Origin of the sequence: Paenibacillus ginsengihumi DSM 21568 (genome assembly GCF_000380965.1) — a bacterium.
Classification (GTDB): domain Bacteria; phylum Bacillota; class Bacilli; order Paenibacillales; family NBRC-103111; genus Paenibacillus_G; species Paenibacillus_G ginsengihumi.
This window is the reverse complement of record NZ_KB905571.1, coordinates 50,313-75,547: the sequence shown is the minus strand read 5'-3', so window position 1 is coordinate 75,547 and position 25,235 is coordinate 50,313. Positions and strand designations below refer to the sequence as shown.

At 56.2% G+C, this 25,235-nt stretch carries 22 protein-coding genes and 1 riboswitch; of the genes, 8 read left to right on the top strand and 14 right to left on the bottom strand.

What is annotated here, in order from left to right; genetic code table 11:
• Both F591_RS32010 and F591_RS0113780 read left to right on the top strand, forming a co-directional pair.
• The coding region (locus F591_RS32010; protein ID WP_026326605.1) for a hypothetical protein at nucleotides 1–284 on the top strand (284 nt) is incomplete at its 5' end.
• A gap of 191 nt (nucleotides 285–475) precedes the next feature.
• Nucleotides 476–1,186, top strand: a complete 711-nt coding sequence (locus tag F591_RS0113780) for a tropomyosin (protein WP_019535198.1) — start codon at nucleotides 476–478, stop codon at nucleotides 1,184–1,186.
• Between the two features lie 43 nt (nucleotides 1,187–1,229).
• Here the strand turns inward: F591_RS0113780 and F591_RS0113775 are convergent, their stop codons facing one another.
• The 3 genes from F591_RS0113775 to F591_RS0113765 form a co-directional block, all read right to left on the bottom strand.
• A complete protein-coding gene (locus F591_RS0113775) occupies nucleotides 1,230–2,579 on the bottom strand; it encodes an MATE family efflux transporter (protein WP_019535197.1) in 1,350 nt (449 codons plus the stop codon).
• A 230-nt stretch (nucleotides 2,580–2,809) separates the two neighbouring features.
• Nucleotides 2,810–4,525, bottom strand: coding sequence for an ABC transporter ATP-binding protein (locus tag F591_RS0113770; RefSeq protein ID WP_026326604.1), 1,716 nt, complete (start codon nucleotides 4,523–4,525; stop codon nucleotides 2,810–2,812).
• Nucleotides 4,526–4,794: 269 nt separating this feature from the next.
• The gene (locus F591_RS0113765) at nucleotides 4,795–6,120 is read right to left on the bottom strand and encodes an ABC transporter substrate-binding protein (protein WP_019535194.1); all 1,326 of its coding nucleotides are present in this window, start codon (nucleotides 6,118–6,120) and stop codon (nucleotides 4,795–4,797) included.
• Nucleotides 6,121–6,286: 166 nt separating this feature from the next.
• Here F591_RS0113765 and F591_RS0113760 point away from each other — a divergent pair, with 166 nt between their 5' ends.
• Nucleotides 6,287–7,072, top strand: coding sequence for an AraC family transcriptional regulator (locus F591_RS0113760; RefSeq protein ID WP_019535193.1), 786 nt, complete (start codon nucleotides 6,287–6,289; stop codon nucleotides 7,070–7,072).
• Nucleotides 7,073–7,120: 48 nt separating this feature from the next.
• Here the strand turns inward: F591_RS0113760 and F591_RS0113755 are convergent, their stop codons facing one another.
• The 3 genes from F591_RS0113755 to F591_RS0113745 all read right to left on the bottom strand — a co-directional run bounded on the left by F591_RS0113755 (nucleotide 7,121) and on the right by F591_RS0113745 (nucleotide 10,563).
• Nucleotides 7,121–8,029 (bottom strand): helix-turn-helix transcriptional regulator, encoded by a 909-nt coding sequence (locus tag F591_RS0113755; protein WP_019535192.1) that lies wholly within the window; start codon nucleotides 8,027–8,029, stop codon nucleotides 7,121–7,123.
• A 188-nt stretch (nucleotides 8,030–8,217) separates the two neighbouring features.
• On the bottom strand, nucleotides 8,218–8,454 hold the full coding sequence (locus F591_RS28110) for a hypothetical protein (protein WP_019535191.1): 237 nt from the start codon (nucleotides 8,452–8,454) through the stop codon (nucleotides 8,218–8,220).
• Between the two features lie 84 nt (nucleotides 8,455–8,538).
• Nucleotides 8,539–10,563 carry a peptidoglycan D,D-transpeptidase FtsI family protein gene (locus F591_RS0113745; protein ID WP_019535190.1) on the bottom strand — a complete coding sequence of 675 codons (2,025 nt, stop codon included), beginning with the start codon at nucleotides 10,561–10,563 and terminating at the stop codon, nucleotides 8,539–8,541.
• Between the two features lie 137 nt (nucleotides 10,564–10,700).
• A riboswitch (cyclic di-GMP riboswitch) is annotated at nucleotides 10,701–10,785 on the top strand.
• A 55-nt stretch (nucleotides 10,786–10,840) separates the two neighbouring features.
• Between F591_RS0113745 and F591_RS0113740 the strand changes: the two genes are divergently transcribed.
• Nucleotides 10,841–11,026: a hypothetical protein gene (locus F591_RS0113740; protein ID WP_156829560.1), complete on the top strand. Its 186-nt coding sequence runs from the start codon at nucleotides 10,841–10,843 to the stop codon at nucleotides 11,024–11,026.
• On the opposite strand, the gene F591_RS0113735 is transcribed toward F591_RS0113740, so the two are convergent.
• Both F591_RS0113735 and F591_RS0113730 read right to left on the bottom strand, forming a co-directional pair.
• A complete protein-coding gene (locus tag F591_RS0113735) occupies nucleotides 11,019–11,783 on the bottom strand; it encodes a lipid II flippase Amj family protein (RefSeq protein ID WP_342665588.1) in 765 nt (254 codons plus the stop codon). The two genes, F591_RS0113740 and F591_RS0113735, sit on opposite strands and share 8 nt — an antisense overlap.
• Nucleotides 11,784–12,148: 365 nt before the next feature.
• A complete protein-coding gene (locus F591_RS0113730; protein WP_019535187.1) occupies nucleotides 12,149–13,267 on the bottom strand; it encodes an N-acetylmuramoyl-L-alanine amidase family protein in 1,119 nt (372 codons plus the stop codon).
• A 219-nt stretch (nucleotides 13,268–13,486) separates the two neighbouring features.
• Here F591_RS0113730 and F591_RS0113725 point away from each other — a divergent pair, with 219 nt between their 5' ends.
• Nucleotides 13,487–14,389 carry an NAD(P)-dependent oxidoreductase gene (locus tag F591_RS0113725; protein WP_019535186.1) on the top strand — a complete coding sequence of 301 codons (903 nt, stop codon included), beginning with the start codon at nucleotides 13,487–13,489 and terminating at the stop codon, nucleotides 14,387–14,389.
• A 293-nt stretch (nucleotides 14,390–14,682) separates the two neighbouring features.
• Here the strand turns inward: F591_RS0113725 and F591_RS0113720 are convergent, their stop codons facing one another.
• Nucleotides 14,683–15,978 carry an ABC transporter substrate-binding protein gene (locus F591_RS0113720; RefSeq protein WP_019535185.1) on the bottom strand — a complete coding sequence of 432 codons (1,296 nt, stop codon included), beginning with the start codon at nucleotides 15,976–15,978 and terminating at the stop codon, nucleotides 14,683–14,685.
• Between the two features lie 242 nt (nucleotides 15,979–16,220).
• On the opposite strand from F591_RS0113720, the gene F591_RS0113715 reads away from it, so the two are divergent.
• Nucleotides 16,221–17,093, top strand: coding sequence for an AraC family transcriptional regulator (locus F591_RS0113715; protein WP_019535184.1), 873 nt, complete (start codon nucleotides 16,221–16,223; stop codon nucleotides 17,091–17,093).
• 84 nt (nucleotides 17,094–17,177) lie between these two features.
• Here the strand turns inward: F591_RS0113715 and F591_RS0113710 are convergent, their stop codons facing one another.
• Together F591_RS0113710 and F591_RS0113705 are read right to left on the bottom strand one after the other, a co-directional pair.
• On the bottom strand, nucleotides 17,178–17,654 hold the full coding sequence (locus F591_RS0113710) for a glutathione peroxidase (protein ID WP_019535183.1): 477 nt from the start codon (nucleotides 17,652–17,654) through the stop codon (nucleotides 17,178–17,180).
• A gap of 331 nt (nucleotides 17,655–17,985) precedes the next feature.
• Nucleotides 17,986–20,664: a glycoside hydrolase family 78 protein gene (locus F591_RS0113705; RefSeq protein ID WP_019535182.1), complete on the bottom strand. Its 2,679-nt coding sequence runs from the start codon at nucleotides 20,662–20,664 to the stop codon at nucleotides 17,986–17,988.
• 192 nt (nucleotides 20,665–20,856) lie between these two features.
• Between F591_RS0113705 and F591_RS0113700 the strand changes: the two genes are divergently transcribed.
• Entirely contained in the window at nucleotides 20,857–21,741 is an 885-nt protein-coding gene (locus F591_RS0113700) for an AraC family transcriptional regulator (RefSeq protein WP_019535181.1), read from the top strand.
• Nucleotides 21,742–21,843: 102 nt separating this feature from the next.
• Here the strand turns inward: F591_RS0113700 and F591_RS28105 are convergent, their stop codons facing one another.
• The 3 genes from F591_RS28105 to F591_RS28100 all read right to left on the bottom strand — a co-directional run bounded on the left by F591_RS28105 (nucleotide 21,844) and on the right by F591_RS28100 (nucleotide 24,393).
• Entirely contained in the window at nucleotides 21,844–23,049 is a 1,206-nt protein-coding gene (locus F591_RS28105) for an MFS transporter (protein ID WP_019535180.1), read from the bottom strand.
• 79 nt (nucleotides 23,050–23,128) lie between these two features.
• Nucleotides 23,129–23,746, bottom strand: coding sequence for an MFS transporter (locus F591_RS0113690; protein ID WP_019535179.1), 618 nt, complete (start codon nucleotides 23,744–23,746; stop codon nucleotides 23,129–23,131).
• Nucleotides 23,743–24,393 carry an SDR family NAD(P)-dependent oxidoreductase gene (locus F591_RS28100; RefSeq protein WP_083935476.1) on the bottom strand — a complete coding sequence of 217 codons (651 nt, stop codon included), beginning with the start codon at nucleotides 24,391–24,393 and terminating at the stop codon, nucleotides 23,743–23,745. Before F591_RS28100 ends, F591_RS0113690 begins: the two co-directional genes overlap by 4 nt.
• 55 nt (nucleotides 24,394–24,448) lie before the next feature.
• Between F591_RS28100 and F591_RS28095 the strand changes: the two genes are divergently transcribed.
• Nucleotides 24,449–25,195: a helix-turn-helix domain-containing protein gene (locus F591_RS28095; RefSeq protein ID WP_083935473.1), complete on the top strand. Its 747-nt coding sequence runs from the start codon at nucleotides 24,449–24,451 to the stop codon at nucleotides 25,193–25,195.
• The last annotated feature ends 40 nt before the right edge of the window (nucleotides 25,196–25,235 follow it).

Here is a 25,235-nt window from a genome sequence, read left to right as displayed (position 1 = left end):
CCGCTGAAACCTTGCTGGCTGTAGCGCTTTTTGAACTGAACAAAGAAAAAACGAGTGCTGATGAAGGCTACACCCACGGCGAAATGGTTCGCGGCCTCTTCCACACTCGTTGTCAGGTTCGCGTGAAAAACCACAAAGGCATTCCGCGAATCTCTATTGATTGTGACACACAAGTGCAGCAATTTGCAAGACTTATTGAACTATTTTGGCCGGAACATTATTTGATGCTTCTTTGGGATGTGCCAAAACCGAAAATTTACCAAGTATTACCTCGAAGTGCATAGGTCATGTAACAAGAACGCACTGGCAGAAGCCCGCCGCAGCGGGAAGCTTCACCATCCCCCATATCATCTCACCCTTTGACAACAGCCTTCGACAGTATCTTTCTATCAGCTGGTGTACTATGAAACTATCAGAACGATCAGCGGCAGCCGATCGCTGCACAATGATTACTTAATTTAAAGGAGGACGTACCATGGGACAAGTTCGCATACAGGAAGCCGCGCCCGCGTTAAAGTCGTCCAGCCGCCAGGAACAGAAAAAGCAATCGCCGTCTCAGCCTGAGAAGAAGCCCAGGCTCTCTATGAAATTTTTGCAAGACTTGATCCGCGAGCTGCAGCACGAAAATCTAATGCTGACCATGAGAGTGGAATGCCTGGAGGAACAGCTGAGCGAAGTGCTGGACGACGCGACGCTGGCCAAACGGATCGAGCGGCTGGAGAAGCAAATTGACGAATGGAGCCAAGTGCATAAAGCAACGGCCGCCGCCCTTGAGCAGCCGGATACGGCGGAGACGGCGCAGACGACGGATACCGCCGCCGAAGCCGCCATGCCGGCCGGATTGTCGCCGGCTCCCGCTCCCGAGGCGCCGCAGCAGACGCTGCCTGCCGCCATGCCGGCCGGATTGTCGCCGGCTCCCGCTCCCGAGACGCCGCAGCAGACGCTGCCTGCCGCCATGCCGGCCGGATTGTCGCCGGCTCCCGCTCCCGAGGCGCCGCAGCAGACGCTGCCTGCCGCCATGCCGGCCGGATTGTCGCCGGCCACTGCTCCCGAGACACCGCAGCAGACGCTGCCCGCCGTCGTGGCTCCGCAGCCGATCCGCACGCCCCGTTCCGAGCGCCACCAGACGCCGAAGAAGAAAAAGCCGTTCTGGGCGTCGTGGTTTCGCCTTCATACTTCATCCTGAACAAGAAGAAATGCCGGCTTCGGTCGAAGCCGGCTTCCGTTGTTTAAGCGGATACGGCTGTATCGGGCCTAACGAGCGCTTTCTTCTCCCAAGCCCGGCTGCGCCAGCGAATGAGCATCAAGATCCCCCGCAGCCATTCGTCCACAGCGAATGCTATCCAGATGCCGAGCAGCCCCATTTGCCAATGGATTCCGAGCCAATAGGCAAGCGGCACGCACACTCCCCACATCGACATCACGCCCATAAGCACGGGGAACCGGGCATCGCCGGCGGCGCGCAGCGAGTTGATGACGACGAGGTTGAATGTTCTGCCTGGCTCCAGAACGATCGACAGCAGAAAAATCGCCGAGCCGGCGGCAATAATCTCGCGACTGTCCGTAAACAGGCCGATCAGCCCTTCGCGGAACAAGGCGGCCACGACAACGACGGCGAACGTCAGCAGCAAGCTGATGCGCAAGCTTCGCAGCAGCCGGCGGTAAGCGGCTTGCAGCTCGCCGGCGCCGACCATATGCCCGACGATGATTTCCGTGCCCATCCCGATCGCCATCGCCAAGGCCATAAAATACGCGCTCACATTGTACACATAAATATGCGCGCTCAGCGCTGTCTGTCCTATGATATTGATGAAGCTCATAATCATCATGTACTGGGACTGCCAGGCCAGATGTTCGCCCGCCGCAGGGAGGCCGATGCTCAGCACCTGCTTCACACGGGTTTTGTCGAAATCCGCGTAATCCTTCAGCCGGATCGGCGACGAGACGCGGCGGTACAAGAGAACAAGAAGCACAGCAAGACCGATCATGCGGCAGACGACCGTCGATATGGCCGCGCCCGTCACGCCCAGCTCCGGAAAGCCGAAATGTCCGAAAATCAACAAATAATTCCCCGTCACATGCACGATGTTCACGCCTAGCGTAACATACATGACGTCGCGGGTGTAGCCGTGCGCGCGGATAATGGACGATACGGCATACGACACCGCCTCCACCCACAGAAACGCGCCGATGATCATCAAATACCGGTTAGCCACGCCGATCAGCGCGGAATCCAGATGCATCAGCCTCATTACCTGCTCGCCGAGACCGGCAATCACCGCGCTGACCACTAGCCCGAAGATCAGGTTCATCGTGATGGCCAGCGCCGATACCCGGCTCGCCGTCTCGGGCTTGCCCGCCCCCAAATATTGAGTGACGGCCACGCTTGTGCCGATGCCGACAAAGCCGAACATGAGGATGCAGAAGGCGATGATCTCGTTGGCCAGGCCAATTGCGCCGGCCGCCTGATCGGATATCCGGCTGAGCATGAATACGTCCGCCGTGCCAAGCATCATCCGCAGCACCGAATCGATGAAGATCGGCCAGGTGACGGCGAAGAGGCTCAGCTTTTTCCACATGGGAAGTGGTTGTGTAGTGTCCAAGTATGGATTCTCCTTTATATCTATATCTCTGCTTAACTCCATACCTACTTTAACGGATTCCCATGCGGAATGCATTATCATCTTATGGCATTAAACTATTCGAATGTGCCGTTATTTTTGGCGCAGTACCGCCTGCTTGAAGCCTTCTCGAGCCGCTCCGACCGCCCGGAAGCCGCCTGAAGCGGGCGGACCCGAGGGCGGCGGGCTTAACCGCCGAACTGCGCCTGGTGCAGTCTGCTGTAGATGCCTCCGGCCGCTACCAGCTCCTGATGGCGTCCCTGCTCGGCGACGCCCTGCGCGGTGACGACGACGATGCGATCGGCGTTCTTGATCGTAGCCAGCCGGTGCGCGATGACGAGCGTCGTACGCCCTTCGGACAATTCCTGCAGCGACTGCTGGATCGCCGTTTCCGTCTCCGTATCGAGCGCCGATGTCGCTTCGTCCAGAATGAGAATCGGCGGATTTTTGAGAAACATTCTGGCGATCGACAGCCGCTGCTTTTGCCCGCCCGACAGCTTGACGCCCCGCTCGCCGATAACCGTATCCATCCCTTCCGGCAAGGAGCGGATGAAGTCCTCCATCTGCGCCCGTCTGGCCGCCTCCCAAATTTCCTCCAGCGATGCGTCCAGCTTGCCGTAAGCAATATTTTCCCTGATCGTCCCGGAGAACAGGAACACGTCCTGCTGCACGATGCCGATCTGCCTGCGCAGCGAAGCCAGCGTCATCCGGCGTATATCTGTTCCGTCGATCGTAATGCTGCCTGCATTCACCTCATAGAAGCGCGGCAGCAGGCTGCAGATCGTCGTCTTGCCCGCGCCCGACGGCCCGACGAAGGCGACGGTCTCTCCCGCCCGGATCGACAGGTTGATACCGCGCAATACCGGTTTGCTCTCGTCATATCCGAACGCCACATCGCTGAAGCGGATGTCGCCTTTTAAGCCCTCGACCTCGATCGCATCCGGCGCATCCGCGATATCCGGCTCCGTATCGATGATCTCGACGTACCGTTTGAAGCCGGCGATGCCTTTCGGGTAGCTCTCGATGACGGCGTTGATTTTTTCAATCGGGCGGAAAAAGACGTTCGACAGGAGCAGGAAGCCGACGAATTCCCCGTAGGTCAGCTCGCCGCGAATGACGAACCAGGTGCCGCAGATCATCACGAACATCGAGACGAGGCGCATCATCATATAGGTGACGGACATGCTTTTGGCCATAATCTTGTAGGCGAGCAGCTTGGTCTGGCGATACTGCTCGTTATTGACCGCGAACAGCTGCTTCTCGTATTCTTCGTTGGCGAACGCCTGCACGACGCGAATGCCGCCGACATTGTCCTCCACGCGGGCGTTGAAGTTGGCGACGTCGCCGAACAGGCGGCGGTATGCCGAAGTCATCTTGCGGCTGAAGAAAATCGCGATCCACGCCATGAACGGAATGATCAGGAACGTAAGGAGCGCCAGCTCCCAATTGACATAGAACATCAGCGTAAAGGCGCCTGCCAGCGTCATGACGGCGATGAACACATCTTCCGGCCCGTGGTGAGCCAGCTCCCCGATATCGTTCAAATCGTTAGTAATCCGGGCAAGCAGATGACCTGTCTTATTGTTGTCAAAAAAACGGAACGACAGCTTCTGAATATGCTCGAACAGCTTCTTCCGCATATCGGTCTCGATATTGATGCCCAGCATATGGCCCCAGTAGGTCACGATAAAGTTGAGTGCCGTATTCAAAGCGTACACAGCAAGCAGCGCCGTACAGGCCAGCAGGATGAGCCCCCAGTCCTTGCTCGGCAGCAGCTTGTCGACGAATTGGTTGACGGCAAGCGGGAAGCCGAGCTCCAGCAGTCCGGCGATGACGGCGCAGCCGAAATCGAGCAAAAACAATCCCTTATAAGGCCGGTAATACGAGAAAAAACGGCGAATCATCCAGCATCCCTCACTCTTGAATTCATAGTCGCAGCGATCCGCTTGGCCCTCCTTTCGCCTCTGAATGATATTCATTCTCAATAGGCTCGCTATGCTTCATACTTTACAAAACCGCGGCGACGGGAGTCAAGCATATTTTTACAGCGGCGGGGCGTCGATCAAAAGCGAAAGAGCCGGCTGACGCAGCAGCCCGCTCAAAAATAAGCAAATCTCTTCATTATATATATGGCGTGTCTCGAAAAAATATGGCGCGCTCGCATGAAGCTATGCTACTGCTTGCTGACCTCCAAAATATGATTGTTGCCCTTCTCTTCCGCTTCCCTCAGCACCGTATTGACGTCCTTGCTTTCCGTTACCATCGATTTGACGGCTTCCTTCAGGAAGGAATACATCTTGGTATCGTACTCTGTCGCTGCCGGGAGCGGGGCCGGTTTTACGGAGAAGATGCCTGCCAAATTTTTGCCCTCGTACAGCTTCGTATCGCTGGAAAACTGCTTTTTCAGCTCGGGATCGTTCAGGATGGTCAAACGGATTCCTTTGTTCATGGCTCGCTGCGACTCTTCGGTAATCAGCGTCTGAATCGCGGCGAAGGCAGCCTCTTTATTTTGGCTCGTCGGCGTGATCATTGCCATATGGAAGTCGATTTCCCTGCCGAGCCCCGGCTTGTCGCTGAACGAAGGGAACGAGACGACGTCCCAGTTGAAGTTTTTGCCTGCTTCCTGCAGCTGCGGCAGGCGGGTCGTCAAATTTGCGATCCAGTACGGGTACATGGCGACCTTCTGTTCCTTCAGAAAATCGTCGATGCCGTAATTGTATTTTTTGTTCGCGTCGACAATGCCCGGAATGCCATACAGCCGCTCGTACATGCCGAAAATTTTCTTGTAAGGGTCGCTTGTCAGCACCGCCTTCGTCTGCGTATCGTCCACCACCGGCAGCGAGTACGCGCGGCTCATCACCTGGGGATCGCCGATGCTGAGGCCGACGTACTGCATCCCTTGCTCCGACTTGGTGACCTGGCGCGCCAATTCGATCACTTCGTCCCATGTCATGTTATCCTTCGGATAAGGCACCGCGAAGCGGTCGAACAAATCTTTGTTGTACACCATCACGCCGTAGTTCATCGCATAGGGGATGCCGTAAATTTCGCCGTCTGATCCAAACTTTTTCAGCAGATTGACCGCTTCCGGCTCAAGCTTGCCAAGGTCGACGTTGTGCTGCTTGATCATGCCGCTCAAATCGATGCCGATGTTTTGCTGCAGCAGATCGTGCAAATAGTAGTTGCTGGTCAAAATGACGTCCGGCAGCTGCTCGGCCGTAATCATCTTGTCCAATGTCGTATCGGCAACGAACTGCGCCGTGATGTTCGGATACTTGGCCTTCACCGGCGCAAGCAGCGCATCCAGATCGGCCTGGCTCAAAATCCCCGCATTGTGGTTATAAAACATTAAAGTAACGGGTTCGTTATTGTATGCGCTTTCGTCAATCCCTTGCTGCAAATTGCCTTCCGTCCCGCTGCTGCCGTTGCCGCCGCATGCCGATAACATGACCAATACGGTCGTACCGATTGCCGCGCGGCTTGCCCATCGACTCATCATGTCATACCTCCGCCATCATGGATATTGGATCTTCTCTGACGTTTGCTTCCCGGGTTTCAACCAAACGTCGACGTTTATTATCGTAAACCAGATTGCTGCGAATAGGAATAATCAATATAATTAAAACATGAACAATCGTGCTATTTCATCGGCGGGTGAGACAATTATGCAACCGTCCGTGCTTTTATGCGGATATTCTTATCATGCGAAGGAAGCGGTCAGAGGCTCCCGGAAAGTTCCGCTGACCAGCTATTTGTTCAGGCTGCAGACGGAAGGCGCCTGCCACGTATACATTAACGGCGAGGTGCTGCGCATCGAATCCGGAGACCTCATCATGCTGAAGCCCGGCAGCTATTACGAGCTGTGCACCGACGGAGCGACGGGCAGCGGAGATTACTACATGTTCAGTGAGGGGCCGTGGATGGACGAATGGTGGAGCCGTTCGGACAAGCCGGTCTGCACGCGCATTCTAATCGGGGAGTCGATCCTTTATCCGTGGAGACATATCATTAAGGAGAAGCGCCGGTTGAACGCCGAGAACCAGGAGCTGACCAGTTATTTGCTGCGCGTCCTGTGCCTGTCACTGGAACGCGCAGTGACGGATTCGCACGCTTCGTACAGCCGGGCTTATACGGCGCTGAGACTGAAGCAGTTTATCGAGGAGAACGCCACTCGGACGTTCCGGGTAGAGGAAGCGGCCCGGCACGTCGCCTTGAGCGTATCCCGCGCCTCCCACTTCTTCAAGGAATGCTACGGCAAGACGATGCTGGAATACGCGCTGGAGGTGCGGCTCGCCGGGGCGATCGACCGCATGAAGCATACGAGCATGACGATGGAGCAGATCGCCGAATCGTGCGGCTTCGGCAGCTATACGTACTTCCACCGGGTGTTCAAAAGGAAAATCGGCCTCTCCCCGACCGCCTACCGCAAGATGGACAATTCGTTCCGGTAAGGGGACTGCTGGGCTTCTTGTCGGATTGTTCCTATCCGCAAACAATGTTCATGTCGCCCCCTCTTCCTGCTTGCTCCCGTAATGGCGGCGGATCGCTTCGATATGATCGATAACGTCGTTTCGCAGTTCAACCGGCGATACGATATCGACTTTCGTCCCGTAGCTGACGATAACCGAGAGCGCATACTCCTTTGTGTAAAATGTCGTATGCACATCGATGCGATCTCCCTGAACCGTGCATTCGCCCGGGAATTGTTCGAGCACGCGCATGCTTGCCGACAGGTCGAAGCGAAGATGGGCTTGTATCCCGGATGCCGCTCCCTGCTCCGGCTCGTCCGGAAAACGCCGCGGGGCGAACGTCGTTTCCGCCACGTCGAGCCGGACGATGCGCGATACGCGGAAATACCGTTTGGCTTGGTGCTGCAGGCAGTAAGCTTCCAGGTACCAGACGCCTTTCTCCCATAGCAAATTGAGCGGTTCCACGCGGCGTTCGGACTGTGTTCCGGACGCGCTCATATAAACGATCTCGGCTACGCGGGACTGCCGGATCGCCTGAAACAGCCGGTGAACGATGTCCCGGTCGCGCTCCGGCGCGGTCATGTCGAGGACGACTTCGCGGCTTCCTTCGTTCGCCAGCGCCGGATGGAGGCTGGCAAGCTTCCGCATCGCGGTCGCCGCGGGGCCACCCATCGCCCCTTCCATCGCCTTCAACAGCGTGTAGATGATCGACAAGTCATCGGCAGAGAAGTGCTGCCGCGTCAGGAAAAATCCGTTCATCAGCTCAAATCCGCCGTCCGCGCCGGTGAATGACGCAACCGGAATGCCGGCCTGGTTGATCAGCTCGACATCGCGGTAGATGGTGCGCACCGAAACCTCGTTGGCGGCCAGCTCTGCGGCAGTTACCCTTTTGCGGGCCATCAGCTCCAGCGTGATCCCGAGCAGGCGGTCTAATCTCATGCCCCGCCCCCTCTACTCTTGACCAAGTACAGGTCATTTGTATATAAGTATAAACCAATAATCCTGACATCAATGCTGTCAGGATTATTGTACGATGTCCGCGCAAGCGACACGGTTTGGCCGCCCTAAATCCCGTTCTTGTAGACGAAGGTCGGCAATCTGCGGGGATGTACGCTCGTCAAAGGCGTCTAATGCTTGCTCAGCTTGCGAACCTCATCCACCGGAATCTCTAGTACATCGGCTATTACCTCCGGGGAATTGCCTTTGTCAAGCAGCTTGCGAATGATCTCTTGCCGCTCCTCTTGCCGGCCTTTTTTCTCACCTTTTTCCATTCCTTCACGCAATCCTTCTCTCATCCCTTCCTGCAACCCTTCCTGCAACCCTTCCTCTTTAGCCCACTTTGTCCATGCCGGCATCATTTCCATGATCGCTTCACCTTCCTCCGGATAGTGTTCGCGCAATTCGCGCAGGATCGCTCATGCTCCCAAAAATAAAGCACCACCGACGCGTTACTTCGCCGGATTGCCTAGTCCGTAAGCTTGATCATACGCGTCGAATATTTGGCGCGCGATCGGCGCGGCTCCCCAGGCGCCGAAACCTCCCTCGGGAACGACAACTGCTACGGCGAGCTTCGGCTTCTCTTTCGGCGCATACGCGATGAACACCGCGTTATCGACCTCCCGGCCTCCGACCGATTGGGTGGAGGTGCCGGTTTTCCGCACGAGCGTATAAGGAAACCCTTCAAAGCCGCGGATACCGCTCTCCATCCCGCTAATAACGGCGTCCCAATGGGCATCAGCATATTCCGCCCGGTTCAGCACCTCTTTCTGATCGAACCGCTGCACAACCTTTCCGTCGTACGTTTCGATCCGGTCGACCAGCAGCGGGCGCAGCCGTTCTCCGCGGTTCGCCAGCGTTGCCGCGTATTGGGCCAGCTGCAGCGCCGTATATTTCCCGTTCTGGCCCCAGGAGGCGAATACCATGCGCGATTGAAACGTCTCCCGCGTATTCGTCTGGAACTCGTTGCCGCCGGCATATTCCCGCGGCAGTCCGCTTCCGGTCGAGACCCCCAGCCCGAATTCCGCCAAATATTCCGCCCACTTGTCCGGCGCCTTGTCTCCATACCTGGCGTGAAACGGAATGCCGATCATCGCGGACATGAACGTATTCGATGAATGGCGCAGCGCCTGCGTCGGCGTGATCCATCCGAAAGGAGTGCCGCCGGAGTTGGATAACGTCGATCCGTCTCTTCCGTAAGTAAATTTACCCGTATCGTTATACCTTGTCGAGGGCGTGATCAGCCCCTCCTTCAAGCCGATCAAGACCGACAGCGGCTTGATCGTCGAGCCCAGAAATACGATCGAATTGGGATGACGGTTCCGTTCCTCAGGAGGATAGTCCGGATAAGCGGTCGTGATAGTCCCGTTATTGACGTACGGCTGAATGCGCAAATATTCCTCGGTCGATCCGATGCCGCCGATCCACACATTCGGATCGTAATCCGGCATGCTGGCCATCGCCACGACTTTGCCTGTCTCCGTCTCGATCGCCACGGCGTAGCCGGCTACCGCATTCCTGCCGATGGCTGGCGTTTTCAGCGCCCGGGCTTCAGCGCTCTTCATATAGGCCAAATGATCGATAATCGCCTGCTCGGCCGCCAGCTGCACGTCTTTATGGATCGTAAGGAACAAATTATGTCCCTTCTCCGGAGGCTGCACCATAACATTCCCGACAATTCTTTGCTGGGCGTTGACCGGATAAGTCTTGTAGCCGTTCTTTCCCCTCAGCGCCTCCTGATAAGCCCGCTCAATGCCGTCGAAGCCGACGTCTTCGGTATCCAGGTAGCCTGTCGTATTCTCCGGGTTTTGGTAAAATGCCAGCCCGTTCTTCGGCTCCCGGGCCGCCGAGAACGTTCTCATATAGCCGACCAGCTGTACGGCAATCGTATGTTTGTCGTCGTACGTCCGGACGCTCTCCTCCATAATCTCGATCCATTTCAGTTCGTCTCTTCTTTCGAGAATAAAAGCGATTTCATCGGGCGTCAGACCGGCCTTGATTCTTCTCGGCACGAACGAATAGCCAGGCTTCTTCGCCGTTTCGTTCTTATCAAGACCGTAGCCGACATCCATCGCTTTCATAATGTCCGCCGCGGCCGGCTGGGGAACGTAAGGCGAGCCATATTTTGCAAAGATGTCCTCCAGCGTATAGGCGAGCGCAATGACATCGTCCTGCTTTTGCCCGTTTTCCACCCGAAAGTACAGCGATTGCGTGGATACCGTGTAGGCGATCGGGTAGCCGGTACGGTCGAAAATGTTGCCGCGGATCGGCGGAATCGGCGTATCCTTGAGCAGATGCTGCGCCTCCTCCTCTTTTAGCTGCGGACTTTCCACAAATTGCAGCATGGCGAGCCGGACAATCAGGACGGAAAACAACGCGAACGTAGCGAAGAAAAACACGTTCACGCGGACGGTGAAGCTCCGCCGTCCATACCCCTTGTCTTTATTCGGATCTTCCGTAAGCAACGGATTTTTCACAGGTTCCTCCCTCCTCCCGCTTCGCTCAACAATCAGACGGCGCAAATGTGCATGTTTATGCAATTCTAAAGATTTCTTTAGAAAAAAGAGTGTCAAATGGCACTGAATCTCTGGTCCCAAGATGGTATTATAGAACTATAAATAGTGGAAGCGATGAATTCGTCATCTGTATTTGGGCACTTGGATGCGAAGGAGCTAGTAGTGCAACCGGCCATCTTGCTTTTCAGGATGGTCTTTTTCTTTTGTCTTTTGTTTTTTTACGATTGAAGGAGGAATCATGATGCAAGCATTGAATTGCGAAGACATTATCGAACAGCTCGGAATATCCGGCGACAAATACATGGAATGGTTAACTGTATCGTCCAACCAACAATTATTGACCGAGCGGCATCCGGAGTTTCCGAATCACGAAGAAAGCCCGCTGGTCGCAGGCGCCTCTGCAGCAGTCCAAAGCATCAAATGAATTGGATGACCCAAATAATCCAATACGTCGCCGGCAGCAAAATCAGCTGGGCCAGCAGCGTCCCGAAAAACCGCGAAATCATCAGCAGAGCGAACACTTTCCCGAGTCTGGCGCGCTGCCTGGGCTCGCCGAGCGACTTGTCCGTCAGCAGTGCGAGCTGGGGGTCGATAAAAATCGTCAAAATGATCGTCGCCATGCCGTTGATCAGTCCCGACGATTGGGACGCTGCCGTGCTCAGCTCGGGAGCCATATAAGCGGCATTCAGCGAAGCGAGCACGCCGACCGTATAGATCGCCGTAACGATGCAGTTGAGCAGCAGGAGCCGCTTGGGAACGCCCATCCAGCGAAGCGATCTCAGCATCTGAAGCCGCGGCCTGCGGAGATGGTTCCGCACATTTCGCAATTGGCTGACGGTGACGCCGGCGATCAGCTTCGGCACCGACCCCTGCACCTCAAAATGAGCGATCATGCGCGAAAACAGGAGAACCAGCGACGGAAAAACGACGATCGCCACCATCGTTCCGATGGAGGCGGCGCCCAAAATATACCTGAGCGCCTGCTCCAAATCGTAGGCGGCATGGCTTTTCGCGTAATCGATGACTTTGCCCATCATGGGCGCTTGCACCAGATTGGAGGTGCGCGAGATGAGCAGCACCATACCGGCAAGCGACAGCGATACGGCGAATTTGCCGGTTCTTACCCCCGCTGCGCGAATCGCATAGGAGCATGTCTCGGCGGCATGAATAATCATTGTCATCAGACAAATGACGATCAGCTTCTCAACCAGGCCTCATCTCCCCCTCCGTTGCTTGCGGCGCCAGCGATATCGGCATATCGGGCGATCCTGTTCGGCCGTCGTTCTGTCAGCTCATGCGCAAGGCCGCGCCTGCGCCCCGAATCGGCCTGCGTCCGCTTGCCGTAAAATTTGTCGAACGCGCGGCTAACCGCTCGACTTCTGCGCTTCCCCGGGAAATAAAGGGAAATGCCCGCCTTCCGGCCCTCCGGCCTGTCCGATGTTCCCCGCCCGCGAGCCGCGATTCCATATATTCACTTTATTCGAACATCGCCCGGCGAATCCCTCTTGGCCGAAAAAAATAAACGCCAAAACGGCGTTTCAACAAATTATTCATTAAAATAGTCGCTCAGCCCCTCAACAATCGCCGCCGCCGCTTTCCGCTGGTAGTCGGCGCCGCGGACGAGCGCCTCGTCCTTCGGATTCGTCAAAAATCCGAGCTCCACCAGAACCGAAGGCCGCGAATTTTCTCTCAGCACATGATAGTTGCCGTACGAGTATCCGTTGCTTTTCAGGCTCAGGTTGCGCTCCAAGGATGACGCGATGCTTCGCGCGAGCGGCAAGTCCTTCGATTCGGAGTAAAAAAACGTCAAGGTGCCCGACACCTGCTTCGGCGACGCATTGTAATGGATGCTTACAAACGCATCGGCCCGGTTCTTCACGCTGACGTTGACCCGATCCTGCAGCTCGATCTTCTTGTCGCTTGTTCTGGTCAGGATCGCCTGCGCTCCGGCCTGCTTCAGCTGTTCGGCCAAATAACGGGCCGTGCTTAAGTTGATCGTCTTCTCGCTCGTCTCGTGCTTCGAGCCGATGACCCCGTGATCGTTGCCGCCATGGCCGGGGTCGATGACGATCGTTTTGCCCTTGAGCCCTTTGCCCCCGCTTTTGGGAACGGCGGAGACGTCCTGCGGGTTCCCGACGTATTTGCCCGACACCCAGCCGGTCTGATCGTCCGCGGTTCGAACCTTCACCCAACCGTTCTTGCGGTCCAGGATGCTGAGCGGAGTCCCGAGACTCAGCACGCTGACGATCGAATGGTCCGTTCCGGGGCCTTCGCGCATAAACAGCGAATCCGCGGTGACGCTCGCTTGGCCGAGCGCCTTGCCGGCGACGCTCTTCGAGGCCCCTGAGGATGCGGACGACTTAGGCTTGTCCGCCGCGCTGCCCGCGCCGATCTGCAAATAATAGCCGGCTACCCAGCCTTTCAAGCGTCCCGAGCTGACCTTAACCCATCCGTAAGCCTCGTCCGAAACGGTGACGACTGTGCCTTGCTTGAGCGAACCGACAATGGTCGATTCGCCGTCCGGCTCGCTGCGCACATTCAGCGAGGTAGCCAGCACCTTGGCGCTGCGCCCGTCCCCCGCCTGGACTTGCTGCGCCGGGAGCATCGCCAGAGCGCCAAGCAGCAGCGCCAGGAACAATAACGCCAGAATAGATGATCGCTTCATATTGACCTCGCCATTTCATTGTTGTCGGATAATGTACAATATAGCAGGAATGCCTCGGCAGGAACAGTGAATATTTTCCTGTTTTTGCCGCCGATGAGCGTCTGGCAGACCATTTGGAAAATACGCCCTGTCCCGTTACAATAGTATACGCCGGGGAATTTGGCAAGCCGCTCCCCTGCGAACCGGAAATCATCGACTATATTTGGAGGGATATCGCCTATGAATATCGGATTTATCGGACTCGGCACGATGGGCAAGCCGATGGCCGGACATCTGCTCCGCGCCGGACACCGGCTCATCGTCTATAACCGCAGCGCAGCCCGGACGGCCGACTGGCAAGGCAACGACTCGGTCACCGTCGTCGCCTCGCCCGCGGAGGCCGCCGCCCAATCGGAGCTGCTGTTCACGATGCTGTCCGACGACGCGGCCGTCGAGCAGGTATACTTCGGCGACAACGGGATTATGGCCGGCTGCCGCCCGGCGAAAGAAGCGGCAGGCTTGCTGCGGCTCGTCATCGACTGCAGCACGATCGACCCGAACGTCAGCATCCGCACGGCGCAGGCGCTCGAGGCGCTCGGCGTCGACAAGCTGGACGCTCCCGTGACAGGCAGCAAGCCGCAGGCTGAAGAAGGCGTGCTCACCTTCATCGTCGGCGGCAAGCGGGACGTGTTCGAGAAGGTGGAGCCGATCCTTCTGCTGATGGGCAAAAAGGCGGTATACATGGGCGGACATGGCGCCGGCTCGATCGCCAAGCTGGCCAACAACATGATGGTCGCTACCCATCTCGTCGCCTTGTCGGAAAGCTTGGCGCTTCTGCAGAAGGCCGGGCTCGATCCCGTCAAGTTCCTCGAGGTCGTGGCCGGAGGCGGCGCCCGCAGCGGCATGGCCGAGATGAAAGGCCCAAAAATCATCCAGGCCGACTACGAGCCGCAGTTTATGGCCGCCCTGATGAACAAGGATCTCGGCCTTGCCGCCCGCCTCTCCGATGCGCTTCGCGTGCCGCTGCCCGCCGCGGCGGCCGTGAAGCAGGTGTTCCAGATGGCCTGCAACGGCGGACACGGCGAAGAAGACATGAGCGCCGTGTACAAATGCTACGAGCAGTGGATCGGGACTGCCGACTGATCGCACAACGGAGCCGGGCGAAGCGGATCGTTGCGCACGGCTCCTTGTATCATCGGCATCTGCGGCAGCTTGCCGGGATTTAAGACCGGCTCCGGCGTCGCGGCACCTCTGGGGGACGACACCTACGACACCTCCGGCAGTTACAGCACCTCTGACGGTTGCGAGCCCGAACGGCGATCAAGAAAAGAATTGAAATTCGCGACGAGCCGAAACTTTTTTATCGGATGATCCGTCTAGTTAATGGATTGTCATGAAGTTAATGGGTTCCTCAAAAGTTAACGATACAATGTCTTTCACGGATTCCCGGCTTCCCGCTCGCGGATCTCTTTGTTGGCGCTTTCCTCCGCTTCTCTCAGCGCCGTATTGACATCCTTGCCTTTCTCGATAATATCGCTCAATGCTGTGTTGATCTTGCCCATCGACAAGCCGTCGTATTTGGTCGGAACGAACGTTTTGGCCGGTTTCGTCTTGTAGATGGCCTGAATGTTTTTGCCCTGCATAAACGCCAGATCGGCGCCGAACGCATCGCGGATGCTCTGGTTGTTCAAGACGCTGAAGCGCCCCTGCCGCGACATATCCATCTGCACCTCGTCCGAGGTGACGGTCGCGATCGTCAGGAAAGCCGCATCCTTGTGCGGACTCGTCGCCGTGATGCCCATCAGGTGAGCGTCGACCCGCATGCCGATCCCCGGCGCTTCCGGCCATGTCGGGTAGGAGGCGATGTCCCAAATATCGGGATTCTGATACAGGTTGCCCTCGAAAATAATATTGACGGATGCCAGCATCGCCAGCGTGCCTTTCAACAGCAGATCGTTCGCCTCGCCGTGGTAAGTGATCTGGCTGTTGCCCGGAATCTGATGCACCTTGGCGGCGAAGGACAGCACCTTCTGCCACTGCTCGGTATTGAGCAGCGATTTGTACGTTTTCGGCTCGACATACGGCAGCGACAGCTGCGAAGCCATGCGCTCCGTCACATTCGGCTCCAGTCCGCGGTATTGAATGCCGCCTTCCAGCCGGGTAAGCTGCTTGGCGAGCTCATACGTCTCCTCCCAGGTCATGCCGTCCTTCGGATAAGCGACGCCGAATTTATCGAAGATGTCCTTGTTGTAATACAGCGCGGAAAAATGCCTCCAGTACGGAATCCCGACCAGATCTTCCCGCTGCGTTGCCGCCCGCACCGCGTCCAGCGATTCCGGCTCAAAGCGGCTAAGGTCCATTTGATGCTTCTCGATCAGATCGGTCAGCGAATACGTCAGTCCCAGGTCCGTCCAGCCCGTCATCCCGTAGATGTTCGTATCGATCACGATGTCCGGCGTCTCGCCCGCCGTTACGAGCTCGTTTAGGCTTTTGCCCGCGACGTAAGGCACCATCTCTACCGTAATCCACGGATGCTTCTTGCTGACGGGTCCTGTAATATACCGCTGCATTTCTTCCTCCGTCATCCAGCCGCTCGGAATGCCGATCTTGATCGTCACCGGCGCTTCATCCGCGATCTGCCCGTCCGCTTGATCCTTGCCTGATGAAGTGCAGCCCGCCACAAGGAAAACAATTACAAACAAAGGTACAACAAGAGGCCGCTTTGTTCTCATCAACGTAATCCTCCATTCCGACCAATTGAGGGGGTGATTGTCGTGCACCGCATAAGCCCATGCCCGGAACCCGGCTGCCGGAACCCTTGCCGAAGCCGCCGCGCGGCGGACCGGTCGACACAGCATCATTGTACAGCAGATCGCGGCCGGTTTCGTTGATCGAAGTTTCGTTCTTGTTAGCCGAAATTGGCAATTTTCCATAGCACCGCAGAAACACAATGCATTGCAGGTGGTGATGCCGAATGGACTTGAACCTCTTGTCCCCGTATATTCGCAGTGCGGCCGATCTAAGGGCGCCGGCGGACTGGCATCTGAAGGAACGGGCGCTGTTCGATTACGAGCTGCTGTATATTATGGACGGCGAGCTGCTCATCATCATCGAGGGAGTGCCGTATGAGGGCAAGCCTGGGGACCTGTTTTTGCTAAAGCCGCGTCAAAGGCATACGATCCGCTCGGTCGGAAGCCAGCCCGTCAGGCAGTCGCAAGTTCATTTCGATCCGTACTACCGGCCGGATAGTCCGGCGATGACCGTTTCCTTCAAGCTGATCGAGGAGATGTCGGAGGCGGAGCTGGAATGGGTTCGCGAGGACGCCCACGATCCGCTGTTCGCGCTGCCCAATTATTTGCCGCTGAGCAATCCGCTGCCGTTCGAGACGATGCTGCTGCGCATCGTGCAGGAGATGCAGGAGGAAGCCCCGTACGCGGAGATGAAGGCCAAAGGCCTATTTATCCAGCTGTGGAGCGATTTGCTTCGCGAATATCGGGAGAAGCTGCATCGTTCAGAGGTTGCCGGCCGCCAGCAGGAGCTGGATACAGTGAGGTCATATCTGGAGAACCATTACGGCGAGGACGTAACGCTGGAGACGCTCGCCCGCCTGGCAAGCCTCAGCAAATATTACTTGATCAGCCTGTTCAAGAAGGCGTTCGGCATGACCCCGATGAAATATCAGCAGCTGTACCGCATCCAAAAGGCCAAGGACATGATCCGCTTCAGCAGCGATCCGCTCAAGCAGATTGCCGCGCGATGCGGCTACCGGGACATTCATTCGTTCAGCCGCACGTTCCGTAAGGTCGAAGGGGTGCCGCCTTCCTTTTACCGGGCTAAAGGCTCGTGATTGGCCAAAAAAATCCCCATGAGACGGTCAGGTCGATGATCGCCTGTCTGCCTTATGGGGAGTCTGCTGCATGAGAGCACATCTTTACAACCATTGCTGCAAGTCTTCTTCTATTTTTTCGGGAACGGTCGTGGGCGCGTATCGTTTGACGACATTGCCGCTGCGGTCGACGAGGAACTTCGTGAAGTTCCATTTGATGGTATTGAAAAGAATCCCTCCTTTTTGCTCCTTTAAAAAGGTAAAGAGCGGATCGGCATGCGCGCCGTTCACGTCAATTTTGGCAAAGATCGGAAAAGTAACCCCGTAGTTTACTTGACAAAATTGCGTCGTTTCCTCGATATTGGCGAACTCCTGACGATTGAATTGGTCGCACGGAAAGCCGAGAATTTCCAGCCCTCGCTCCCGATACTTTTCGTATAAACGCTGCAGTCCTGAGAATTGCGGCGTAAAGCCGCATTTGCTTGCCGTATTGACAATGAGCAGCACCTTGCCCTTGTATTCCTGCAGCGATTTCTCTTTGCCGTTCGGCAGCTTCACGGTAAAATCGTATACGGTCTGCATGTCTTCCATCCTCCCGAAATAAGCGCTGCGCCATGACTTAAGCAACAACCCGCACGCGGCCAAGCTGGAGAAGCCGGGTCATGAATTTCCGATATTCCCCATGATGACATGCGCCCTTCATGATTTATGGTACACTACATATAACCATTGTGCAAAATCGGCTTCGGATTGAACCACACAAGCAGAGTAACGCAAGGAACATATTTTCCGAAAGAGACGAGAAGGAGCGATGCCGTCCAGGCAATGCTCCCTTATTGTTTTTACCTTTCGTTTGTCCTGTGAGTCCTGTTTGCCCCGTTTATCCTATTACCCAATTGCCCAATGGCCATGCCTACCCCGAAACGACGACCCGATACGTCCCGGAACCAAGCTCCAGGATCAATGCTCCATCCTGCTCCCGAACGGCAAGCACGCCTTCCGCCTGCTCTGCGGAGCCGCCGTTGACCGCAGCGGTGGCCTGCGTCCCTCCCGGCAGCCGCGCTTCGGCCGTCGTGTTCGGAGGCAGCTCGAATTCATATACGACAGCGCCTCCATCATCGATGCTCCATTCGCTGCGGATCAACCCGTATGCCGACTCATACGACGCTTTGGCATAGGTCAGCCCGGAATCCGGGTGCGGCCGGAATACGATACGCTTATATCCCGGCTGCGACTCGTCCAGGTCAAGTCCTGCCACCACCCGGTACAGCCAATCTCCGACCGAGCCGTAAGCGTAATGGTTGTACGAGTTCATGTCGTCGCTCCAGAACGTTCCGTCCGGCTTGATTCCGTCCCAATGCTCCCATATGGTCGTCGCCCCCTGGTGAATCGAATACAGCCAGGACGGATAATCCTCCTGCTGCACCAGCTTTACGGCAAGCTCGTGGTAGCCGTTCTCGGACAGCGCGTGGCATAGGTAAGGGGTGCCGACGAAGCCGGTCGTCAGATGGCACTTCTGCTCCGTTACGTAATCGGCCAGCGTCCGCGCCAGCCGCTCGCGCACCGGGCCGTCCACGAGCCCGAACATGAGCGGCAGCACGTGCGCCGTCTGGGTATGGGCGGCAAGCCGGCCGCTGGCGGTCACAAACTCCCGCTTGAATGCCGCCACGATGCGCTCATACAGCTTGCGGTATTGCTCGGCGTCCTCCTTGCGGCCGAGCACCTCCGCCGCTTGCGCGAACAAGCCGGTAGAGTAGGCATAGAAGCAGGTGGCGATCAAGTCCTTCGGCGTCGCTCCGACGTAGCTGCCTTCCTTGGCGTCGAGGCCGAGCCAATCGCCGAAATGGAAGCCGGTATTCCACAGATGCTCATCGTCCCCTTGTGCGCGCATATACTCGACCCATGCCTTCATGCTGTCATACTGCTCCTCGAGCACGCGCTGATCTCCGTAGCACAAGTACAGCGTCCAGGGGCATATGACAGCCGCGTCGCCCCAAGCCGCGGAAGAGTGCGATTTTTCGTCCAGTACGTCCGGAATGACGAACGGCACTCCCCCGTCGCTGCGCTGGTCGGCCTTCAAATCGCGCAGCCACTTGGCGAAGAACGGCGCCACTCCATAGTTGAACGCCGCCGTGCGAATGAACACCTGCGCATCGCCGGTCCAGCCGAGCCGTTCATCCCGCTGCGGGCAGTCGGTCGGAACATCGAGGAAATTGCCGCGCTGTCCCCAGACGATATTTTGCTGCAGCCGGTTTAGTAGCGGATGGGAGCATTCGAACGTTCCGGACGGCGCCATATCCGTATGAATGACATGTCCGGTGATCCGCTCCAGATCCAGCGGCACATCCTCCGGCCAGCCCTCCACCTTGACATAGCGGAAGCCCTGGAACGAGAAATGGGGCTCATACGCTTCGCCGCCGCCCTTGCACACGTACCGGACGGTCTGCCTGGCGCTGCGCAGGTTGCCGGTATAGAAATTGCCTTCCCGATCCAGCACCTCCGCATGCTGCAGCGCGATGGCGGTGCCTGCCGGCAAATCGAGGCGGAGATGAAGGCGGCCGACCATATTTTGCCCCATATCGATCACCGTCTCGCCGGCCGGCGTCCGCAGCAGCGCGATCGGCCTGATCCGCTCCGTGATGCGCGCAGGTTCATTCTCCTGCATCACCAGGATGTCCTTCGAATGGGTCAGTTCGCTGACACCGGCCCAGCTCCGGTCATCGTACGAAGCGGCGGACCAACCGGTCTTCTCCAGGCGGGCATCGTAAATTTCACCGTGATACAGCTCGGACATCAGAATCGGTCCTGTCGATGCGCGCCACGACTTGTCGCTCGCTACGACCTCCGCCGTTCCGTCGTCGTAATCGATGTGCAGCTGCAGCAGCAGCGCGCGCGTATCGCCGAAGATGTTGCGCTTATTGTTCCAGGCCAGGAAGCCCTTGTACCATCCGTTCGCCAGCGAGGCGCCGATCGCATTGCTCTCGCCGGCATGAATCAGCTCCGTCACATCGTAGGCCTGCGCCTGCAGCCGGCTGCGGTAGCTCGTCCAGCCAGGGGTAAACTGCCAATCGCCGACACGCCGGCCGTTCAGCTCCAGCTCGTACAGGCCAAGCGCTGTCGCGTAGATGGTCGCCCGACGGACGCCGCTGCGAACGGCGAAGCTTTTTCGCAGCAGGAACACTTCCTCCGCCTGCGGATCGATCGCCGCGGCATCCGGCGTGATCCAGGCCGCCGACCAATCGGCAGGGCTCAGCAGCCCCATCTCCCAGCAAGCCGGTTCGCTCCAGTCCGATTCCCGACCTGCCTGATCCCAGACCTTCACGCGGTAGAAGTAGCGGCCGCGGGATTGCAGCGGCTGCCCGCCATATTCGACCAATGCCGAGCGGTCCGATTCCACCACGCTGGTATCCCATACGAGCTTGTTCTCATCGAACGCCGTCAAACTGCCGGATACTTGAATGCGGTAAGCGCGCTGGATCACATGCACGGCATCGGACCGCAGCTGCCAGCTGAAGCGGGGCGTCCGGACTCCAAGACCGACCGGATTGTTCCGGTATTCGCATTTGAGATGCGCAACCTGCAGCATTGCCATCTTCGCATGTCTCCTTCCCGAATATGCATCGTATGCCTTCTTGCAAGCGGCACCGTTACGTCTCATTGTACGGGGGGAAGCAAGCTCTGGCAGGGGATATTTCCGACATTTTTATAGGCTGATCTGGACATTTCGCTGCCGATTTCGTACGATGAGAGCGTGACCGTGCCATAGGCGGAAGGAGCGGCAAGCATGAGCGTCAAACGGAGCACTTTTGTCATGTCGGGCGAAAGCTTCTTCGAGCCCGGTGTGCCCATCTTTGTAAACCGAGCTTACGAGTCGTTCGACCTGATCGAGCATTCCCACGAATTTGTCGAGATCACGTACGTCAGCGAAGGAGCGGGCGTCCACTATATCGCAGGCGATACCGTCCCTGTCGAGCACGGAACGCTGTTCTTCATTCCGGTCGGACGCAGCCATGTGTTTCGGCCCAGGACGCCGAAGAAAGACCGCCCGCTTATCGTATATAACTGCTTGTTCCCGCTATCGTATTTAACGGAGCTGCGCGGCGGCTTTCCGCACGCTTCGGACATTTGCGAATGGTTTGCCGACGAGCGGCTGCCATGGTTCTCGATGAAAGACGCATATGGCGATTACCACGCCATGTTCCGCGAGATGCATCGGGAATTTTCGGCCAAGCCGCCGGGCTATTTGGCCGTGCTGGCTTCTCTCGTCGTGCGGATATTGACCGGCTTGTACCGGCACCGGCTAAAGATCGGCACCCCCGGCGGGGGCCGGCCGCAGTGGCTGACCGTCGACGAAGCGATCGCCTACATCGACCGCCATTATGCCGCCGGGCTCAAGCTTGGCGAGCTTGCCGCCAAAGCGAACCTCAGCGAGCGGCAATTCAGCCGTCTGTTCCGGCGCCAGACCGGCATGAGCTTCACCGGCTACGTGCAGAGCATCCGCATGGACGCCGCCTGCCGGCTGCTGGCCGAAAGCCGCAGTAGCGTGGGGGAGATCGCCGCAGCGGTCGGATATGCCGACTTGAAATTTTTTCACCGGCTGTTTAAGCAAAAGATCGGCGTCACCCCGCGGCAATATCGCGATGCGGTATGCAAAGCTTCGCCTTCATAGCCGCTTCGCCATCCGCGCAGCGCAAAAAAAGACTTCCCATAAAAACCGTCAGGCTTGATTCGCCTGGCTGCCTCTTGGGAAGTCTGCCGCCTGCAAGCTGCGTTATTTGAGCGGTGCTGGTTTGGGATCTGCCGTATTGATGACCGGATCTGCATGAAGCTCGGCATTTTTTTCTCGTCTGGCCGTCAATTCAGCTTGAATTTCTATCATTTTTTCTTTAGTCAGCGGATAAAACTTCATGGCAACGATCGTGATCGTCCATGCGATCAGGACGGTGCCTATATACAGAAACATTGTCACCCAAAAAATGGCCTCGGAGTAAGGCGTATTCACGTCGGGAAATGCCGCCTTGAATCCGATGGCAGCCAAAGTCAAACCGACAATGGTTTGTGCCAGCGAAGTAACCATTTTATCGACAAACGAATATGTCGTCGATATGATCCCCGGCACAAAACGCCCTGTTCTATACGTTTCGTAATCGACAATATCGGGGATCAATGGAGAAACGAGGCCTGTCGACAGAAAAATAAACGATCCACTCAACAACATCAGTAAAACGAAAGCAATCGTCATAAAGCCAAGCTTGTCAAACCCGATTTGCGACGGGTCTCCTAACCACAGAAGCAAGAAGAGCAATACGTAGGTGATGATGCATCCCCATGTTGCTGCGACATAGCCCCTCTTCGTTCCGACTTTTCTTGCCCATTTGATTCCGAAGAAGATCATGAGAAGGTTGACGATGATTGCAGGCATCGCCATTTGGCCGGACATGGCAAAGTTGCCGATAATAATGCCATACAGCATGACGATAACAACCTGATTTGAGTGCGTCTGCATCGCCAGCTTATCCGACGTTACCGACAAAACGAATATTTGCAAGGCACGGTTGCCTTTCAGAACTTGCCACATGTCTTTTAAACGAACCTTTTGCGCACTTCCCGTGGCAGCCGTTATGGTCTCCATCCGGTCCTTGGACCAAATCGCCGCAACGCACAGGGCATACAATATGCCTGCCGCCCCCACGACAGTGAGAACAAGCTCATGAAAAAAGTCCGGATTGTTGAAACCGCCGTACTTAGGTACCAAATACAGCGAATTGTACATGGAGAAAAGAGATAGAAAAACCGTCGTATAAGCGGCTTCGATCCCCCCCAAAACGGGGCGCTGCTTCGGATCGTTGGTAATGATGGCGAGACCGGACCATTTCGAAATGGATGCAAACGTATAACCCAGGACATAAAAGGCATAAACAACAATAAAGTAAATCAGTTTCATGCTGCTTGGAACCAGGTGAGTCGTAAAAAACATGACGATGGTCGATAAAATCCAGCTTGCTCGCTCCCCTGTTTGTAACCCCTTTCGTCATTAAGCGCTTTCAAATGGGCGTTCAAGCACTTGCAGCTCGCTTGTCTTTCTCTTCCGTATAATCGGCGGCAGGTCCCCGTTTAATTACGATGATGACGGCGATAATAGGAATCATTCCGTAAAACAGCGCTTGCCACGGGAAAATGTCAAGGACATAACCCACGAGAGCAGGTCCGATTGCGGGAGCGAAAATAACTGCCAATCCGACTGTCCCCATCGCGGTGCCCCGCTTCTCCGGAGGGAACAACGATAACACCACATTCATCAGCAATGGCATCGTAATTCCTGTGGAGGCAGCTTGAATCAGTCTCCCGGCAAGCAGGACAGCAAAGCTTGGAGCGGCCGCTGCGACGATCGTTCCAATGAGAAAGACGGACATGGACCCCAGGAATAGCTCCCGCGTCGTAAAGCGTCTCATCAAATATCCGGTTATTGGGATGAAAATGCCGTTCACAAGCATATAACCGGTGGTAAGCCATTGGCCCGTTGCCGGCAGTACACCGAAAGCATCCATCAATGTGGGCAGGGCTACAGTCATTGTAGTCTGGTTAAATATCGTAAAGAAAGCGCCCAAAATCGTTATCGTAAGTATAGGGAGCTTCTTGACCGAACTGCTGTTGGTTGCTGTGGAAGCTGTCATAAAGCGGTCGTGCCTCCGTCGATAACCAGTTCGCTCCCCGTGACGAACGATGCTTCCTCCGATGCCAAATACAAAACGCCGTAAGCGATATCATCCGCGGTTCCAAAACGGGAAAGCGGCGTTCTCTCCGCGAACTGCTTTCTCAGCGGTTCATGATGAAGAATCCCTTCGGTCATCGGCGTCATGATCAAACCGGGATAAATCGAATTCACCCGGATGTTGTCCTTGGCGTAATCGACGGCAGCCGCTCTGGAGATGGCCCGGATGCCGCCCTTGGATGCGGTATAACCGTTCAATCCGCCGCCGACAAGGCTTGCGAGGGAAGCGATATTCACAATCGAACCTCCGCCGGCGCTTTTCATGACGGGAACCGCGTGCTTCATCCCCATATAGCTTCCCGTTAAATTGATTCGCAATACGCGCTCCCATTCCGCCGTCGTATCCGCTTTGCCCCTGATTCCCGCGCTGTTTACAAGTACGTTTACGGTGCCAAACATTTCCACCGCTTTCGCTATGACGGAGACCCACTCTTCCTCTGCCGTAACATTATGCGGGATGCCGATCGCTTCGCCTTGAAAAGCGGCAATTTCCTCGACCATTCCTACGAAAAGATTGGCCGAGATAAGCTCGCTCCTCCATGATTTCATCAACGGCGAGCTCGTTTCCCCCGAAACGATCACGATTCAGTCTTCCGGACCCGCAATGGAAAATCAATTTCTAAGCGACGTAAATGCAGCGATTTCCGACCATTCGCAAGTCGCAACGCTGCAAGGAGATTATCGCCTGTTCGAACAGAAGCTATTGGATTTGGTAAGAGGAGGAAGGCCGGAAGAATTGAAGAAGCTGTCGTCCATTAAAAAGGAGGAAGAGGCGGCAAGCATTTTATCCAAATCCAGCTATATTCGTTCGCTGAAAAACCATATCATCGCTTTAACGACTCTAGTATCGCGGGCAGCGATTGAAGGAGGACTGCAGGAGGAGCTGGCCTATTCCATGCATGACCGCTACATCCTGCAATTAGAGGAGCTGAATCGATTAGACGATGTCAAGAGGCTGGGAAGAACGGTTGCTTATACCTTCGCCAAAAAAGTAAAGGAAATCAGAGACGGGCGTTATTCTCAAACGATTACCGCCTGCAAGGCTTATATTGACAAGCATATTTATCAGGAATTTAACCACGATGATATTGCCCATCATGTTGAGCTGAGCCCGAAATACTTGTCGGTATTGTTCAAACAAGAGGTGGGCATTTCCGTTAGCGACTATATCCAGCAGGCCAAAATTCATGAGGCAAAGCGATTACTGGCTTACAGCAAAACGCCGCTATCGGAGATCGCTTCATTGCTGCATTTTAATGATCAAAGCTATTTCTCCAGAGTGTTCAAAAAATGGGTCGGCGCAACGCCCAGGAAATATCGGGAGACATACCATCTTCTAGAAGAGAAATAAGTTAAGGCCAGTGCCGCAAAGCTGCCTGGCACTGGCCTTT

Bases quoted from the DNA above. Each gene is read 5' to 3' on its own strand.
- F591_RS0113765 (WP_019535194.1), bottom strand. From the start codon at position 6,120: ATGATGAGTCGATGGGCAAGCCGCGCGGCAATCGGTACGACCGTATTG.
- F591_RS0113780 (WP_019535198.1), top strand. From the start codon at position 476: ATGGGACAAGTTCGCATACAGGAAGCCGCGCCCGCGTTAAAGTCGTCC.
- F591_RS0113705 (WP_019535182.1), bottom strand. From the start codon at position 20,664: ATGGCAATGCTGCAGGTTGCGCATCTCAAATGCGAATACCGGAACAAT.
- F591_RS0113775 (WP_019535197.1), bottom strand. From the start codon at position 2,579: ATGTGGAAAAAGCTGAGCCTCTTCGCCGTCACCTGGCCGATCTTCATC.
- F591_RS0113715 (WP_019535184.1), top strand. From the start codon at position 16,221: ATGGACTTGAACCTCTTGTCCCCGTATATTCGCAGTGCGGCCGATCTA.
- F591_RS28100 (WP_083935476.1), bottom strand. From the start codon at position 24,393: ATGAAATCATGGAGGAGCGAGCTTATCTCGGCCAATCTTTTCGTAGGA.
- F591_RS0113720 (WP_019535185.1), bottom strand. From the start codon at position 15,978: ATGAGAACAAAGCGGCCTCTTGTTGTACCTTTGTTTGTAATTGTTTTC.
- F591_RS28105 (WP_019535180.1), bottom strand. From the start codon at position 23,049: ATGTTTTTTACGACTCACCTGGTTCCAAGCAGCATGAAACTGATTTAC.
- F591_RS0113690 (WP_019535179.1), bottom strand. From the start codon at position 23,746: ATGACAGCTTCCACAGCAACCAACAGCAGTTCGGTCAAGAAGCTCCCT.
- F591_RS0113740 (WP_156829560.1), top strand. From the start codon at position 10,841: ATGATGCAAGCATTGAATTGCGAAGACATTATCGAACAGCTCGGAATA.
- F591_RS0113760 (WP_019535193.1), top strand. From the start codon at position 6,287: ATGCAACCGTCCGTGCTTTTATGCGGATATTCTTATCATGCGAAGGAA.
- F591_RS0113755 (WP_019535192.1), bottom strand. From the start codon at position 8,029: ATGAGATTAGACCGCCTGCTCGGGATCACGCTGGAGCTGATGGCCCGC.
- F591_RS0113770 (WP_026326604.1), bottom strand. From the start codon at position 4,525: ATGATTCGCCGTTTTTTCTCGTATTACCGGCCTTATAAGGGATTGTTT.
- F591_RS0113710 (WP_019535183.1), bottom strand. From the start codon at position 17,654: ATGCAGACCGTATACGATTTTACCGTGAAGCTGCCGAACGGCAAAGAG.
- F591_RS28110 (WP_019535191.1), bottom strand. From the start codon at position 8,454: ATGGAAATGATGCCGGCATGGACAAAGTGGGCTAAAGAGGAAGGGTTG.
- F591_RS28095 (WP_083935473.1), top strand. From the start codon at position 24,449: ATGGAAAATCAATTTCTAAGCGACGTAAATGCAGCGATTTCCGACCAT.
- F591_RS0113725 (WP_019535186.1), top strand. From the start codon at position 13,487: ATGAATATCGGATTTATCGGACTCGGCACGATGGGCAAGCCGATGGCC.
- F591_RS0113700 (WP_019535181.1), top strand. From the start codon at position 20,857: ATGAGCGTCAAACGGAGCACTTTTGTCATGTCGGGCGAAAGCTTCTTC.
- F591_RS0113735 (WP_342665588.1), bottom strand. From the start codon at position 11,783: ATGACAATGATTATTCATGCCGCCGAGACATGCTCCTATGCGATTCGC.
- F591_RS0113730 (WP_019535187.1), bottom strand. From the start codon at position 13,267: ATGAAGCGATCATCTATTCTGGCGTTATTGTTCCTGGCGCTGCTGCTT.